Annotated in this window: 12 protein-coding genes; 1 reads left to right on the top strand and 11 read right to left on the bottom strand. The window is 61.2% G+C overall.

Annotated features, from left to right (window positions below; all coding sequences use genetic code 11):
- The 11 genes from GA0061101_RS36505 to GA0061101_RS39735 all read right to left on the bottom strand — a co-directional run.
- Positions 1-665: IS5 family transposase (locus GA0061101_RS36505; protein ID WP_141694096.1), on the bottom strand; the 665-nt coding region annotated here is incomplete at its 3' end.
- A 20-nt stretch (positions 666-685) separates the two neighbouring features.
- The gene (locus GA0061101_RS36500; RefSeq protein ID WP_092577387.1) at positions 686-4,858 is read right to left on the bottom strand and encodes a Pls/PosA family non-ribosomal peptide synthetase; all 4,173 of its coding nucleotides are present in this window, start codon (positions 4,856-4,858) and stop codon (positions 686-688) included.
- Between the two features lie 1,241 nt (positions 4,859-6,099).
- Positions 6,100-7,734, bottom strand: coding sequence for an ABC transporter ATP-binding protein/permease (locus GA0061101_RS36495; RefSeq protein WP_167669633.1), 1,635 nt, complete (start codon positions 7,732-7,734; stop codon positions 6,100-6,102).
- Positions 7,735-7,938: 204 nt separating this feature from the next.
- Complete coding sequence (locus GA0061101_RS36490; protein WP_113102157.1) at positions 7,939-8,328, bottom strand: MFS transporter; 390 nt, start codon at positions 8,326-8,328, stop codon at positions 7,939-7,941.
- A gap of 10 nt (positions 8,329-8,338) precedes the next feature.
- Complete coding sequence (locus GA0061101_RS36485; RefSeq protein ID WP_092577382.1) at positions 8,339-8,755, bottom strand: EF-hand domain-containing protein; 417 nt, start codon at positions 8,753-8,755, stop codon at positions 8,339-8,341.
- Positions 8,756-8,853: 98 nt separating this feature from the next.
- Positions 8,854-11,070, bottom strand: coding sequence for a copper-transporting P-type ATPase (locus tag GA0061101_RS36480; RefSeq protein ID WP_092577380.1), 2,217 nt, complete (start codon positions 11,068-11,070; stop codon positions 8,854-8,856).
- A complete protein-coding gene (locus GA0061101_RS36475; RefSeq protein WP_092577377.1) occupies positions 11,063-11,740 on the bottom strand; it encodes a methyltransferase family protein in 678 nt (225 codons plus the stop codon). Before GA0061101_RS36475 ends, GA0061101_RS36480 begins: the two co-directional genes overlap by 8 nt.
- Positions 11,733-11,999, bottom strand: a complete 267-nt coding sequence (locus tag GA0061101_RS36470) for a DUF2933 domain-containing protein (protein ID WP_092577374.1) — start codon at positions 11,997-11,999, stop codon at positions 11,733-11,735. The genes GA0061101_RS36475 and GA0061101_RS36470 overlap by 8 nt, the downstream gene beginning before the upstream one ends.
- A 56-nt stretch (positions 12,000-12,055) precedes the next feature.
- Positions 12,056-13,534 carry a multicopper oxidase family protein gene (locus GA0061101_RS36465; RefSeq protein WP_092577371.1) on the bottom strand — a complete coding sequence of 493 codons (1,479 nt, stop codon included), beginning with the start codon at positions 13,532-13,534 and terminating at the stop codon, positions 12,056-12,058.
- A 108-nt stretch (positions 13,535-13,642) separates the two neighbouring features.
- Positions 13,643-14,020: a hypothetical protein gene (locus GA0061101_RS36460; RefSeq protein WP_092577368.1), complete on the bottom strand. Its 378-nt coding sequence runs from the start codon at positions 14,018-14,020 to the stop codon at positions 13,643-13,645.
- Positions 14,021-14,041: 21 nt separating this feature from the next.
- Positions 14,042-14,206: a hypothetical protein gene (locus GA0061101_RS39735; protein ID WP_167669632.1), complete on the bottom strand. Its 165-nt coding sequence runs from the start codon at positions 14,204-14,206 to the stop codon at positions 14,042-14,044.
- A gap of 635 nt (positions 14,207-14,841) precedes the next feature.
- Between GA0061101_RS39735 and GA0061101_RS36455 the strand changes: the two genes are divergently transcribed.
- Positions 14,842-15,306 (top strand): hypothetical protein, encoded by a 465-nt coding sequence (locus tag GA0061101_RS36455; RefSeq protein ID WP_245297654.1) that lies wholly within the window; start codon positions 14,842-14,844, stop codon positions 15,304-15,306.
- The last annotated feature ends 435 nt before the right edge of the window (positions 15,307-15,741 follow it).

Raw genomic sequence — 15,741 nt, 5'->3', positions numbered from 1 at the left:
GCCTGACCGCGAGCCTTCTTGTAAAGCCTGGCATCCGGGTCGGTGGTCGACGCGTGGGTTGCGTTGCTGCGCTTCTCGCCGTGGAAATCGCGCTCGGAGTTGCGATCTGCGGGCTTTGGCGGTTGTTTCCCTTCACTGCCAGCGCCGCTGCCGTCGGTGTCGTCACCATCGGTCTCGTCCTTGGGCTTGAAGCTCTTCATGCTGGCCCAGGCTTCTATCAAGGTACCGTCCACCGAGAAGTGCTCGTCCGACAGCAGTGCCTTAACCCGCGGCTGGCTCAGCAAGGCCGCCAGGAACTTGGCAGCGATGTCGCCCGCCAACAGGCGCTCGCGGTTCTTGGTGAACACGGTGACGTCCCAGATCGGTGCATCCATCGACAAGCCGACGAACCATCTAAACAGCAGATTGTAATCCATCTGCTCCATGAGCTGGCGCTCCGAGCGGATCGTGTAGAAAGCCTGCAACAACAGGGCGCGCAGCAACTTTTCCGGCGGGATCGACGGGCGGCCGATCGCTGAATACATCGCCTCGAAATCGGGGGACAGAACTTCCAGTGCCTCGTCCACAATCGCGCGGATCGGCCGCAGCGGGTGGCTGCTTGGAACGCGGGCTTCGCAGCTCACATAAGAAAACAGACCCGCCGTCTGGATATCACTGCCGCGCATGTCCCACTCCTGCCAAGCAATCACCGAGGCATGGAATCACGGCAGTCCGCTCGCAGCAAGCGCCTTTTTCCGCATCCTGTTAGAACCGGCGTCACGAAGCGACTCAGCTTCGCCGGGTTGCCTTGCCAAATGGAGTTTGGCTCCAGCACTTCTCCCTTCATCACGAAGGAGTCGACGTCGACCACCGACCCGTCGCCCATCACAACGCCATAGTGGACAAAGGCAGCAGGTCCAAGCGTGCAGCCCTTGCCAATCCGAATGAAATCGGACTTGAACACGCCCTCTTCCAGCGAATGGGCCTGAATGACGCATCCTTCGTTCAGGGTTGCATCGTCGCCGATCTCCACCAGGGAGCGCTCAGTCAGATTGCTGCCGCCGTCATAGACACGCCGTCCAACCTTCACGCCGAGCATGCGCAGGATCATGGGCCGGAACGGCGTGCCACTGAACAGGCCGGTGATCGGCGAGTCCGACAGCTTCCAATGAAGTTCATGGTGCCAGAATGTGACATCATAGATCGTCGTCATCTGCGGCTTCAGCTTGCCGAAGCCCAGGCTGGCGCGCTCCACAAAAATGTAAAATGGTATGGTGATCGCCGATGTCAGGACCACAGCGGCGAAGAGCGCGATCTCGGCCCATTCGGTGTAGTAGTTGAGCGCCCGGTCCCAGATCGCCAGCGTGGCGAACAACATGACCCACTGCGTTGCCAGGAAGAGGAGCGCCGTCATGGTGTTATAGAGATTCTTGCGCTTCAGGCGGCTGCGTCGGTCATCTTCGTTGACGCCGGCGATAAGCTCCTTGTCGCGGTTCACCATGCGCGGAATTTCGAAGGACGGTGAGCCCAGCAGGCCAACATTCTCCCGGATCGGCCCGTCGATGGGAACCATTACCTTGGTACCGAGCAGGCAGTTTTCACCTGTCCGCCCATCCGGCGGATAGTAGATGTTGTTGCCCAGATAGTTGCGCTCGCCGATCTTGGTGTGATCCAGCCGGAATGCGGTGGCGGACTTGTGCATGTTGATCATGAAAAGCCCGTCCGACACCATGGTGTCGGTGCCGATCTCGCACAGAAGCGGGTTGTCGTGCTGCTGATTCGTTCCGAAATTGGAACCTGTCTGGGTCACCTTGTTAAGCTTCCAGCCGATGCTGCGCATATAATGCACAATCGCCGAGCTATCGCCGAATATCAGGTTGAGGATACGAGAGTTGCTGGAAAGCTCGATCGTGGCTTGCAGCCAGTGGTGAAAGCCGTAGAGAGAATAAGTACGACCCGGCTTTAAGAAGAACCTGAAGAGACGTGGCAGCAATGTCGCAGCAAGCAGGGACACAGCGATGTAACCGAACAGCGTGACCGTGGTGCCGATCGCGACAATGCCGATGGTCTCCTGATAGTCGTCGCTCACATTTTCCCAATAGCTGTGGAAGAGAAGTGGCAGAGGCGTCACGACCGTAAATAGGGCAACGAGCTGAGCCGCTTCATAAAGGATGCGCCGGGCCTTGGAAAGGCTGACATTGCGAACCTTGCAGTAGTCCGCCGTTGTCGGCACCGCCGGCGATCCATGCCAGTGCTCACCATCCGGAATGCTCTGTCCCCGCTGGAGCGACGAAGAGTGGCCGAGCTGGGCGCCATCGCCGATCCGGGTATCGATATCGAGTGTGCTACCGACACCCACGAAGGCATCGCGGCCAATGGTCAGCCGACCCGTGTGGATATAGCCGGACTGCGCCCGATAGCCGAGTATCATCGATTCTTTGCGCAGAATCGTGTTGTCGCCGATCGATATAAGATCAGTGCAGACCGGCACGGATCGGCATTCGATAACGGTATTCCGTCCGAGCTTGGCACCCAGAAGCCGCAGATAGAGACTGTAGAGCGGGCTGCCGCGGAAGAGCACCACGGGTGCGGTCCGGATCATGGTCTGAACTACCCAGAAACGATAGTAGCGCAGGCCCCAGATGGGGAACGCTTCTGGCTTCCAGCGGCCGACCAGCAGCCACTTCGCGATGATCGCGGCCCCGGACATACCGAAGAAAACACCGCCAGACAGCAGCGCGCAGCGCAGATAGAGCGACAGCGGCTCATCGAGCTTGTCATATACCCAGTTAAGACCGTAGTTGAAAAGCAGCAGTCCAAAATAGCTGTAGAGGCCATAAAATAGGAGTTGTGCTGCTCCACAGGTCCAGTAGGCAAGATTGGATGCCCGGTGGGTTAGACATGGCTCATTGATGGCCGTCGTCCTCTCCTCCGGGATACGGAGGTGCTGTGCGAGAAGCGCCACGGTCGGGTGCAGGTAGATGTCCCGAATGGACGCCGTCGCCCATTCCTTTCGGGTGCGCACGCGGGCGCAAAAGCGAGCCATGAGCAGGGAGTTGGCACCGAGATCGTCGAAAAAATGGTCTTCCACAGAGACATCATCAAACTTCAGAACGTTCGAAAGCGTCTCCGCCAGGAAGCGTTCATCGTCATTGCGGGGCGGCACCACCGTTCGTTCTGCCGCGAGCCGAACGCCTCTCGGCTTCGGGAGCTGACGAAGATCCGCCTTGTTCGAGACCGTCATCGGGATCGCGGGCAATTCCTCCAGATAAGAAGGCACCATGTAGTCCGGCAGGCGTTGTTTCAGCGCGCGCGCAATATCGGCACGCGAGATCGGTGGCAGGCCGGTCTTCGATGCGTAATAGGCAACGAGTTCCATACGGCCGGGCTCGATCTCCCAGGTCGTGACAACAGCCTGCGCGATCGCGGGTTGGTCCAGAAGCACCGCCTCGATCTCTCCGAGCTCGATGCGGTATCCGCGGATTTTCACCTGAGTGTCGATGCGACCCTGATATTCGATCTCGCCGTCGTCGTTGATCCGGCCGAGATCCCCCGTCCGGTAAATGCGCTTCGACGGATTGTTCGGCAGGCCGATAAAATCTGCAATAAACTTCTGTTCGGTCAGGTCCGGCCTATTGAGGTAGCCTGCCGCCAGTCCGATGCCGGCAATACCGATTTCACCTGACTCACCTGGCTCGGCAAGTTCCGATACCAAAGGATCGAGAATGACGATGGAGTAAGTGGGCAGTGGTGCACCGATGGTCACCGACCTCTCAGGCACCAGCACACCCATCGTTGCGGTCACCGTGGCCTCGGTCGGGCCATATGTGTTGAGAATTTGCCGCCCTCGCTTCGTCCAGCGCATGACGAGATTATGAGGACAAGCCTCGCCGCCGACCAGCAGCAATCGGAGGCCAGGCACGTCACTTTCTATGGAGGATAATAATGTCGGGCTACAGGCCATGCAAGTAACGTCATTCATCCGCAGGAAATCAGCGAGCTCCTCGCCCACCAGAGTAAGCTGACCCGGCGCTGGCACGATTGTGGCGCCAGCGGCAAATGGCACCCAAATCTCTTCGGCAGAAAAGTCAAAGGCGATGGTCATGCCCTGATAGACGCGATCACCCGGCCGGTACCCATAGGCTGCGGCAGCGACCCGCATAAAGTTGCAAATGCTTTGGTGCTTTATGACCACGCCCTTAGGCTTGCCTGTCGTACCGGATGTATAGAGAATGTAGCAGGTGTCGTCGGATGCAGAAGGTACAGCGTTCGGTTGCAGCGGTGCATCGGACCTAGCCGTGATTTCGGCGTCGGCGGCATCGATCAGGACGAGGGGAACGGAGAGTTGTTTGGCGCGAGAGGAATAGGCGTCGATGGTGACGACCAGCTCCACATCGGCGTCTTCGATGATGAGCGCCATCCGCTCTTCGGGAAATGCAGCAGCGAGAGGAACGAAGGCCGCCCCTGCCCTCATGACACCGAGCAGCGCAATATAGGTCTCGGCGGATCGATCGACAAGCAAACCTACCCGCTGGCCCGGCCGCACGCCCTTGTCCATGAGGAGGCGGGCAAACTGATTCGCGCGTTTGTTTATCTCTTGATATGTCCAGGCGCGTCCATCGGAGATCACGGCCGGCAACAAACCAAACCTCTCGGCAAGCTGCTCGAAGACGATATCGAGCCGCTCATCGGGCCGTCCTTCCTCGGAAAAGTCGGCACCCGTCAGAATCTGAGAGCGTGCGATCGTTCTGAGATCAGGGTGGATTTTTACAAGCGTATCAGTGCTTCCGAAACGAGCCCTTGTTCCGGGTTGGTTACTTGAATTGGTCACCGCGCCCCCGGCGAGTTCGGTACCATCAACACCTTGATCCATTTTCATACTCTCTAGTCAAAAGCCTAGCATCGCCGGGCGCTTGTATCACACGAGGCGTCGTGCCACTTCTCCAGCAAGCACTACCCGCCGCTGCAGGTTGCAATCCCTAGTTGCAACTGACCTCTGTTTCGTGGAAGCCTCCATAAAAGAAAAATCTGCAATTCAAAACCGCAATTTCTGGCAATACCGTCTTTCGCTTGTCTGAGGCGGTCCTCACTCCAGGAATTCGCGGCCTCGCGGCAGAATCGTGTCCAGCAATAGCCGTTTCTGCGACCTCGACAAAAGCTCGCGACAAAGCCCGGCCATCTCCTTGTCCGTAAACTCACTCTCGATGACAGTTGCTGGACCACTTTTGAGATTGACCGGAAAACGGCCTTTCGCGAACGGATTAGAGACCCCATAGTTGGGACTATGTTGTAAATCTGAAATCTCGCGTCCAATAGATCAAATTGCCCGAGGCTACGCTAGAAGGGCGGTACGACACCCCCTGGGATAGGCTTCGCATATTCCTTTTCATCACCTTGCTCCCGATTTCGATCTTAAAGATCATGCAAGGGCTGTCAGATCATTGATGCGTATCAATGATCTGATCGGAGGGTGGCCGATATCCGCCCCGACGAGGCACGTAGCATTGATCAACGCGCATCGCACGCCGTGAGAGTCTGTGAGCAAGCCGGGTTAAGCTGGCGCGACCACCGCATCGGTTTTCCGGTTGTGCGCAGTTCTGGCGAACTGCGAAACCGATCGGAATCACTGTCACAACGAACCTCGTGCTAAACCTGCGTTGGAGAGGTGATCACGTTCATAGTGGCGGCTTGAGCGGAGAATATGGTGCGCGTAGCCTGGAAACATGAGCAAGATGCATCTCACTTCATTGACCGCCATGACCGCCCGAGTGCGGTGGTTGGTCCTGTCGTGAACTAAGTCTGTTCATTTGATAAAGTGGATCAACCCCGCCGGGCACGAGTGGGGTTTTCTTTTGCACTCGCTCTGATCGTTAACTTTGGAGTGAGACGTGAATCAACGACATCGGGCTGAATGGGCACTTGACGTCGCGAGCGACCGCTTAGCAAACCGCTTTACGGAGGCAAGTTTCGCCTTTGCGTCAGGATCAATTATGCGTGGCGAAGGCAATGATTGCTCCGACATTGATCTCGCGGTCGCATTCCCGAACCTACCGAAAGCATGGAGAGAGTCGTTCGACATGGAGGGTTTTCCTGTCGAAGCTTTCGTTCAAGATCCCCCGATCACGACGGCGTCGGGCTTGCTTCGGCACGCGGCTGTGCATTCAGATGAAGTATTCTGGAATAGAAGCCGTACTGGGCGTCGTTGCTGGAGATGCTGACGACGGCGGTCTTCGACAGTTCGTCGTCGAAGATCGAGAACAGCATCTTGCGATCGTCGTCGTTCAGATGGCACAGGGCCTCGTCGCTGACGACCCAAGCGGGCCTGTGGACCAGGAGCCGGGCGAAGGCCAGATGCTGCTGCTCGTCGACCGTCAATTCCTTGTCCCAGCGGGCCACGCGGTCCAGCGACGGGATCAGGTGGCGGAGGTCCGTGCGTTCCAGCGCGCGCGAGAAGGCCGCCTCCTGGAAGGTGGAAGGTTTGCAGGGGTAGGACAGCACCTCGCGCAATGAACCGTTCGGGACATACGGGCGCTGCGGAAGGAAGATGGTATCCGCTTTCGGCGGCAGGCGCAGCCGCCCGGTTCCCCAGGGCCAGAGCCCGGCCAACGCGCGAAACAGCATGCTCTTGCCTGTGCCCGGCTTGCCGATGACGAGGACACGTTCGCCCGGCAGAACGGCGACGTGCGGCTCGTCGATGGAGACTGCCCGGTCCGCAACGTGCACGGTCAGGTCGTCGAGGGCCAGCACCGGCTCGCCCTCGAGAATGGCGATGCGGCTTTGCGACGGCGCGGCCTGGTCCATGGCGAGAAGCGCCTGGCGCAGGTCCATGACGCGTTGGAGCGTGGCCCGCCAGTCGGCAATGTTGCCGGCGTTGTCGACATACCATCGCAGTGCCTGCTGGACCTGGTTGAAGGCGCCGACGACAACCATCAACTCGCCAAATGTGAGCTGCCCGCCAAAATATCCCGGAGCTGCGGCGACGATCGGGACCACGGTCGCGAACCACCCGTATCCTGCTGTGACGCCCGTCAGTCTCGTGGCAACGTTGGCAATCCGCCGCGTGAGCCCGATCACGCCGTCGAATTCGCGTTCGAGCCGCGCCTGCTCGCCCTCCTCGCCTCCAGAAAGTGCGATGCCGTCACTGGCTTCGTTCGCTTGCATGAGGCCGAAGCGGAATTCGGCCTCTCGGGCGTACCGTGCCGCGTTGAGCTCGATTAGAGGACGGCCCAGACGCCAACTCAGCGACGAGCCGGACGCCGCGTAGATCAACGCGGCCCAGACCATGAATCCCGGGATCTGAAAGCTGCGGCCGTCGAATTCGAACACGAAGCCGCGGGAGAGCAGCCACAGCACTCCGACAAAGCTGAATAGCAGCAACGTGGACTGGAAGAATCCGATCGCCAGCGACACGGTAAGCTCGGTCAGCCGTCTCGCGTCCTCCTGGACACGCTGGTCGGGATTGCTGCCGACCGGCCCTGCGCCGGCGAGAAGAAATGCCCTCCGGGGTGCGAACCACTGGACAAGGAGATCGCGGGTGACGCAGTCGCGCAAGGCGATCTTCGTCCATTGGTCGAGCCATGTCTGCGCGATGTTCAGGAAGATGAGGACGATGGCGACGATGGTGAACACGACGAGCTGCCGGAGGAACGAGGCCAGATCCTTGTTCTTCACAGCATCGAAGAACGGTTCGTACCAGGCGTTCAGCCGAAGCTGGCCGATCGTCGTCGCGGCGATGACGACGGCTAGGCCAACCACGAGCAGAAGGAGCTTGTAACGGCCCGGCGATCCGCTAACGGCGTCCCCATAGGTGCGGAGCTGTCGAGCCGTTCCGGCTGTGCTCGCAGCCGAAGAGAAAAAGGATTGGTCCTGTGACATGGCGCCTCGATTTGAGATCCGGAAATGCTGGCATCGATTCCTGGCAGGCGGAGAAGAGGGGAAACTTTCTTGGAAGGACGCCTCTCACGAGCGGCGTCCTTCTTCGGCGGCTGTTCTGGACGTTCCTGTGGATGCCGGAGCGTCCGGCCCCTCCCGCTCGGGCTGCTTCAGGAGGCGCGGGAGGCCGATGCCTGCGGCGAGAACGACGATCGCGGGACGCCGCCCGTATCGGTCCGAGAAGCGCCCCCACAGCGGTGCGAACAGGAACAGCTCGAGGGTGTAGGTTCCAGTCAGGACGCCGGTATGCTGCGCCAGGATTGCCGGATCCGACGTCCCGGCAATCCTGGCAATCGTGGACGGAAGGATCGGCAGCAGGAATCCGTAGCCGAGGGCGATGGCGAACATAGCCAGCAGCAAGGCGGCCAACGACCATGGTGGCAGCGGACGAAGGGAATTGCTATCGGTCCTTGTCATCGTCCGGAACCTACTGCTGCATGAACGCCTGCATCTCGTCAGGCGTGACCTTGCCGTCCTTGTTCGCGTCCACAGCGTCGAAGATACGCTTGTGGATGGCCGTCACCTCCTCGAAGGACAGCGCGCCGTCCCCGTCCGTGTCGGCGATCGCGAACATGATCTTCATCATGTGTCCACGCATGCCCATCATCGGCATGCCGGGCTGCATCATGCCCCGTTCCATTATCCCACCCTGCATCACGTCGGCGCCGGGCCTGCCATTCTGGCCTTGCCCCGTCATGTCGTCGGTCCCGGCCGGCGGGGCCGCCTCCGCGTTCGCGGGATGATGCGGATCGGTTCCGGCCTCCTGTGCGATAGCCAGGCCTGCGCTGCCGATGGCGATCAAGGCGGCCAGACCTGTCGCGTATGGCAATTTTCTCGTAATCATGTCGTTTCTCCTTTCGGTTGGTGTCCGTTCCTCCGCCCCGTGCATTCCGCACGGGCCGGTACCCGATTGTCGTGTCCGGCGACCGCGCCGCCGGACCCCTAGTCGACCGCCGCGCGCCGCAGCCGCAGCGAGTTGCCGATGACGCTCACAGAGGACAGCGCCATTGCGGCGGCCGCGATGATCGGCGAGAGCAACAGCCCGAAGGCCGGATAGAGCACGCCCGCCGCAATGGGGATGCCCGCGGCGTTGTAGACGAAGGCGAGGAACAGGTTCTGGCGGATGTTGCTCATCGTCGCATGGCTGAGCTTGCGGGCTCTCGCGATGCCCTGCAGGTCGCCCTTCAGCAGCGTGACGCCGGCGCTTTCGATCGCTACGTCCGTTCCCGTGCCCATGGCGATGCCGACGTCGGCGGCGGCAAGCGCCGGAGCATCGTTGACCCCGTCTCCGGCCATGGCGACGACGCGACCTTCGCTCCGAAGCCTGGCGACCACCTTGCCCTTGTCCTCCGGCAGGATCTCCGCTTCCACCTCGTCAATGCCGAGCCTGCGCGCCACGGCCTCAGCCGTCGTCCTGTTGTCGCCGGTCAGCATCACGACGCGGATGTTCTCCTCCTTCAGCGAGCGCAGCGCCGCGGCCGTCGTCGCCTTGATCGGATCCGCGATGGCGACAAGACCGCCCACCTTGCCGTCGACGGCGACGTAGATCACCGTCGCGCCCTCGCCGCGAAGCGCCTCGGACTCGGCCACGAGAGCCGAGAGGTCGACGCCTGCTTCCGCCATGATCCGATGGCTGCCGATCACGAGCTTCCTGTCGTTGACCGTTCCGGTGACGCCCTTGCCGACAGGACTGTCGAACTCGCGGGCCTCGCCGAGGACAATTCCCCTCTCCTGAGCTGCTGCGACGATGGCGGCAGCCAGAGGATGTTCGCTGGCCCTTTCGAGCGTGGCTGCCAGCCTGAGAAGTTCGGCCTCGTCGAATCCGCCGACGGCCTTCAGTGCGGTGACCTTCGGCCGGCCTTCCGTCAGCGTGCCGGTCTTGTCGATGACCAGTGTGTCGATCTTCTCGAAGCGTTCCAGCGCCTCGGCGTTCTTGATGAGGACACCCATCCGGGCGCCCCGTCCGACGCCGACCATGATCGACATCGGCGTCGCCAGCCCGAGGGCGCAGGGGCAGGCGATGATCAGCACGGCGACGGCGGCGACGAGGCCATGGGCGAAGCGGGGCTCGGGTCCCCAGATTCCCCAGACGACGAAGGCGACGATCGCGATGAGGATCACCACGGGAACGAACCAGCCGGAGACCCGATCGGCCAGGCGCTGGATCGGCGCCCGGGAACGCTGGGCGTCCGCGACCATGCGCACGATCTGCGCCAGCATGGTATCGCGCCCGACCTTGCCGGCCATCATGACGAAGCCGCCGCTCTGGTTGAGCGTGCCGCCGATCAGCTTGGCGCCGACTTCCTTGGTGACCGGCATGGATTCGCCGGTAATCATGGATTCATCGATGGAGCTGCGTCCCTCGACCAGTTCGCCGTCGACGGGCACCTTCTCACCCGGCCGGACGCGCAGGCGGTCCCCGACAACGACGACGTCCAGCCCGACGTCTTCGTCCGAACCGTCCTCCCGGATGCGGCGCGCCGTCTTCGGCGCGAGGTCGAGCAACGCCCGGATAGCGCCGCCCGTCTGCTCCCGCGCCCTTAGTTCCAGAATCTGTCCCAGCAGCACGAGGACGGCGATGACGGAGGCCGCCTCGAAGTAGATGGCGACGGAACCGTCGGCGGCCCGGAAGGTGTCCGGAAAGATGTCAGGCGCGGTCGTGGCGACGAAACTGTAGACCCAGGCGACGCCCGTTCCCATCGCGATTAGAGTGAACATGTTGAGGCTTCGGTTGACGAGCGAAGCCCAGGCCCGCTCGAAGAACGGCCATCCCGCCCACAGCACCACCGGCGTCGCCAGCACGAGCTGAATCCAGTTGGAGACCTGTGCGCCGAGCAGCATGTGCAGGTTGGTGAGATGCCCACCCATCTCCAGCGCGAGGACGGGCATCGTCAGGACCAGGCCGATCCAGAACCGCCGGGTCATGTCGACGACCTCGGCGCTCTGCCCCGTCGCCGCAGTCGCGACCTCCGGCTCCAGCGTCATGCCGCAGATCGGGCAGGTACCGGGACCGAGCTGCCTAATCTGGGGATGCATCGGGCAGGTATAGATCACGCTCTCCTGACCCGCCGGCCCGACGCTCACCTGGGCGTCGGGTTTCTTCTCATTGTGGTGGCGGTGACCGTGGTCATGGCCTTCGTGAATGTGATGATCAGTCACGGACAGCTCCTCCACGATGGCTTCCGGCGGCCTCTGTTCCGCGGTCGAGCCGCGGTATGAAGCGGGGAACGGCCCTGGCATAGGCGTCCCACGCAGTTCCGAACTCGACGCGCGAGGCCTCCTCCTCCCGCTTCGCAAGGCGCACATAAATCCAGACGAGAACCGGGAACATGGCGAGCGTCACCAAGGTCGGCCATTGCAGCAGGAATCCGAACATGATGACGACGAAGGCGTCGTATTGCGGATGGCGGACGCGAGCATAGGGGCCGATGGTCGCCAGACGGTGGTCACGCTGGGCGGCGTAAAGCACGTGCCAGCTCGAGGCGAGCAGCCAGAAGCCGGCGATGATCAGGACGTTGCTCGCGAGGTGGAACGGCCCGAAATGCGGCTCGAGCCTCCAGCCGAACATTGTCTCAAGCAGGTGGCCGGCGTCATGCGACCAGAAGTCGACGCCGGGGAACTCCCGCCCGAGCCAGCCGGACAGCAGGTATATGGTCAGCGGGAAGCCATACATCTCCGTGAAGAGCGCGACGATGAAGGCGGAGAAGGCGCCGAGCGAACGCCAGTCCTGCTTCGTTTCGAGCTTGATGAAGCTCGCCGCGAAGACGATGAACACCACCGAATTGATGATCACGAGGCTCCAGAGCCCGTAGGCCGGGGTGTCAGACATCGTCTGCCTCCTTCTTCGGCTGGACGGGGCCGGCCTGATGGCTGGCATGGTCGTGGCCGGAATGGCCGGAATGACCGCCGTGACCGTGATGCATGAACAGATGCATCAGCGGGCAGGCGAGGATGAGGAGCCAGGGCAGGATGCCGAGGACGTGCACGCGATGCTCGTTTGCGATGAGCCCCAGGGCGATCATGGCGAAGGCGATGAAGACGGTCCTGCTATAGGTGCTCCAGGCCGATGAGGAATGATTGTCGTTCATGACGGTGTCTCGTTCAAAGGAGTTCGGGGAAAGGCTTCGCGAACCGATGGACCGCGTCAGCCGATGCCGTCGTAGGTGACGTAGGCCATCATGCCCGTCGCCATGTGATAGAGGTGGTGGCAGTGAAGCGGCCAGCGGCCGGGATTGTCGGCATCGAAGGCCAGGACGACGCTCGCCATCGGCGGCAGCAGGACCGTGTCCCTGACCGCGCCGGCTATAGGCGTCCCATTGATGGCGACCACCTGGAAATGATGCCCATGCAGGTGCATCGGATGCGCCATCATCGAGGCGTTGGCGATCGTCACCTCGATCCGCTCGCCGCGCTTGACGACGAGACCATCCGCTCCATCGATACCCCAGGTATAGGCGGCCATGTCGCCCGTCAGCGAAAGCTCGAAGCGGCGGTCCGCCGCACGGGAGGCAAACGGGCCGATAGGTCGCAGGCGCTGCTCAAGGTCGAGACCGAGGACCGGTCCCTTCGCATCACCCGCGGCTGGAATCCTGCGGACATCAGCACCTGCCGTGGCCAGGACGATTCCCGTACGATCGACGGCGCCTTCGCGAAGAGCGAGGATGGGAAAGGCGCCACCTTCCCCAGGTAGGCTCACACGGATGTCGAGACGCTGGCCCATGGCGACCGGAAACGACGTCCCTACAATGGGTTCGATGCCCTGCCCGTCGACGGCGATCAACTCGCCGGAAAGGCCGCCGATGTCGATGGTGAAGGCGGTCGCCGTCGCTCCGTTGATGATCCGAAGGCGGACGCGGCCACCCTTTTCGACCTTGACGACTTCGGGGTCGTCGAGCGTACGGTCGTTGGCGAGATAGGCGTCGTAGTCGATGTCGTTGAGGTCCATGGCGGCCGCTCCCGGCATGGCCATGCCCGCCATGTCGTTGCCGGACATCATGTGCTGCATACCGCCCATGCCCCGCATAGCGCCGTGGTCCATCGGCATGGCTCCGGGTGCGGCATTCCCCTTCAGCTTCCCGAGCAGTTCCTCGGCCGGCAGGAAGGAGAAGTCGTGCAGCAGGACGACGACCTCCTGCTCGTCCCGCTTCAGGTCGTCCGCGGTTCGCACGATCAGCGGGGCGGCAAGCAGGTTCTGCTCCTGCAATGTGTGGGCATGCATCCAGTGCGTACCGCCCGCGCCGACCGGAAAGGTGTAGCGCCGGGTTTCCGACGGTCGCAGGAGCGCTGCGGGATTGTCCGGCACGCCGTCGGCCGCCCAGGGGGGCGTCAGCCCATGCCAGTGGATCAGAGTCGGCTCATCGATGCTGCTCGACAGCGCGACGTCGAATTCGGTGCCGGCATCCAACGCCAGCCCCGACGTTCCGTCGGGTTGGACGAGACCGAAGACGCGGGCGGATCTGCCCTTGATGTCGATGGTCCGGTAGCCGACAGATAAGCGGCGCGGCGCAGGAGATGTTTTGACAGCGGAATCCTGCGCCAAGCTGCGCATGGGACGAAGGGCGGCCGATGTGCCGAGCGCTGCTGCGCCCACCATCAGGCCGTTGAGAAAGTCACGGCGTTTCATAGTATTGGTCCTGTTTCCGGATCGGCTCAGCCGATCATTGGTCTTGGGCATCGGGATGGAAGCCCGTGGAATCGACCGGACGCAGCAATAAGGCAGCCTCCGGAATCCTCAGACCGGAAGACGAGGAGGACCGAGCGTGGGTGGCAGGGCCAGACCGCTACCAGTCTGGTCGCCCCACGAAAAACAAAGGAAGGAGCCTATGGCTGCGGGAGCCTCTATCCTGTCCGCGCTGGCGAGCACGATACAGAAGCCGCACTGCACCGCGCAGCAGGCTTTGTGATCAGAAGTGTGAAGACCGCCTTGGAGCGGGACGCGGACGTCCTTCGCGAGTACGGAGGACTGCGCCGAGCCGGAGTGACCGTGGGCCTCGTGTTCATGGCACTGCATCGCCTGCACGCCTGCGGCGGGCGCAATGAGAAGCGCGAGCGCGACCAGCATGATCAGCACTGCGTTCGTCCATGCGAACCTGCGGCGGTCGGCGGCCATGTGCGCGGCTCCGTCCCCTGATCAGCCGAAACGTGGGCTGACGACGTTGAAGATAGCAGCGGTCAACGCTCCCGCATAGCCGCCGAAGACGAGGGCGGTGAGGGTCACGCCGAGCACCGGGAAGGAGACGCGCGTCGGCGCCGCCGAACATCTCGCGGAAAGAGCTTGCAGGGTTATATTCGCCATTGAACGATCCTCTGCCGGGCTGTCGATACAGCCGCGATAACGGATCGATGTTGAACCAGCCCTTCGCCTCTATCCTTGATGCAAGTCAAAGATGTGAAAAGAAGCTGAGCATCTGACCGAGGGCCGCATCAAACTGGCCCGCTCTACTCGATCACCGGCGATGGCGGAATTTCGCATCCCAGATGGCGCTGCCGAGCAATAACCGGAAACCGGTTTCAATCAGGTCGAAAGTCGATACCGCTACTATTGCACTGTCTGTACTGAGACCAGCCAGCATAGTGGCTTCGGTACATGGCTCCCGGCGTGAATGGATTTTGCTCTTTGATGCTGTCACTAGGTTCTGATGGGGTGGACGCCTCCTTTAAATGGTGATCAACGTCTCCATTCTGGTACATCGATGCCGTCGGGGGGGCGTCCACCCATCAGAGCCATTGCAGGTAGCCTGGAGGGGGAAGCGTCAATTCACTCTCGACGCTACAAACATAGCATCTTAGTCGATCCGATCTGGAAATCTCTCACAGCCTCCTCATACTACAGTCGCTTCAGACACCCGCCGCAGGGCCATGAACATGGCGCACCGATGGCTAAAAGCACCTCAAAATGAGCCTGTGCGTTCCGGAGAAAAGATGCGATGTATGGGGTCGGCCAACCCGCTCATGTCATTTTCGCGAGATTTAAAATTGCGCAGCCTCATCCTTTCCAGCCTCCTGACGATCCTCTCAACGTCTGGAGCGCTCGCCCAACAGGCAGATCACTATATAGCGATGAGCAATACAGCCATGAGCGTCACCGGCGATGTCTGGCTGGACGATTTCAGTATCAAGTTTGAAAACGGAGAGTCGCTCGAATTCTCTGATCTCGTTGCCGATCACTTCAGCGTAGATGGTCGGAATGTGCCGGCGTCGGTCTATCGTGTCAAAGAGCCTGGCGATCCCGAACTGCAAAATGGCAACCAACTCTGCGGTGCCGGCGACGTCACCTTTGTTGCGTCTTGGGCCGACGGATCGGAGTCAACGGCAATTGCCGTCTTCAATGGCAAAAGGGCACCGAGAAGCAGCAATGAGATGTGTGCACTCTACACTTATGAAGATCCGAAATAGGCTACGCACCGCGAGAAATGTCGCATCGGCCTTTGGTTCTGATGACTTCAAAGGGCATCGTAAACTTAACGGAGTTTGGAACTTGATGAGCGATGATGGGGCATGACCGATCGTGAGCCTATCTACCGCCGTCATCGCTTTCCAGCCGAAATCATCGCCCACGCAGTCTAGCGCTCACCAAGTGAAACGGGGACCGAAAGAGCCATAGGAACCCGGTGTCGACCCGCTTGGATCTAGCTGATTATCTCGTTCGACTCGCTCAGACCATCGCCGACGCTCGGCCGCTTTTTCTTTGGCGTTGGCGGAACTCGCGGTCACGGGACCAGGTTGACCGCGAGTTCCGCCGATCGTCGAGCAGGAAACAAAGAACACGGCGGGAAAAATAATCAGAATACCCAAGGCAACCGCCCTCGTGAGGCCGTAGTCGATCGGCTG

Source organism: Martinezella lusitana (genome assembly GCF_900094565.1).
GTDB lineage: Bacteria > Pseudomonadota > Alphaproteobacteria > Rhizobiales > Rhizobiaceae > Rhizobium > Rhizobium lusitanum.
This window is presented reverse-complemented; position numbering and strand designations above follow the sequence as displayed.

What these genes read in the sequence shown, in the direction of transcription:
- GA0061101_RS36500 (WP_092577387.1), bottom strand. Translation starts at nt 4,858, where the DNA reads ATGAAAATGGATCAAGGTGTTGATGGTACCGAACTCGCCGGGGGCGCG.
- GA0061101_RS36490 (WP_113102157.1), bottom strand. Translation starts at nt 8,328, where the DNA reads ATGACAAGGACCGATAGCAATTCCCTTCGTCCGCTGCCACCATGGTCG.
- GA0061101_RS36485 (WP_092577382.1), bottom strand. Translation starts at nt 8,755, where the DNA reads ATGATTACGAGAAAATTGCCATACGCGACAGGTCTGGCCGCCTTGATC.
- GA0061101_RS36475 (WP_092577377.1), bottom strand. Translation starts at nt 11,740, where the DNA reads ATGTCTGACACCCCGGCCTACGGGCTCTGGAGCCTCGTGATCATCAAT.
- GA0061101_RS36470 (WP_092577374.1), bottom strand. Translation starts at nt 11,999, where the DNA reads ATGAACGACAATCATTCCTCATCGGCCTGGAGCACCTATAGCAGGACC.
- GA0061101_RS36465 (WP_092577371.1), bottom strand. Translation starts at nt 13,534, where the DNA reads ATGAAACGCCGTGACTTTCTCAACGGCCTGATGGTGGGCGCAGCAGCG.
- GA0061101_RS36460 (WP_092577368.1), bottom strand. Translation starts at nt 14,020, where the DNA reads ATGGCCGCCGACCGCCGCAGGTTCGCATGGACGAACGCAGTGCTGATC.
- GA0061101_RS39735 (WP_167669632.1), bottom strand. Translation starts at nt 14,206, where the DNA reads ATGGCGAATATAACCCTGCAAGCTCTTTCCGCGAGATGTTCGGCGGCG.
- GA0061101_RS36455 (WP_245297654.1), top strand. Translation starts at nt 14,842, where the DNA reads ATGGGGTCGGCCAACCCGCTCATGTCATTTTCGCGAGATTTAAAATTG.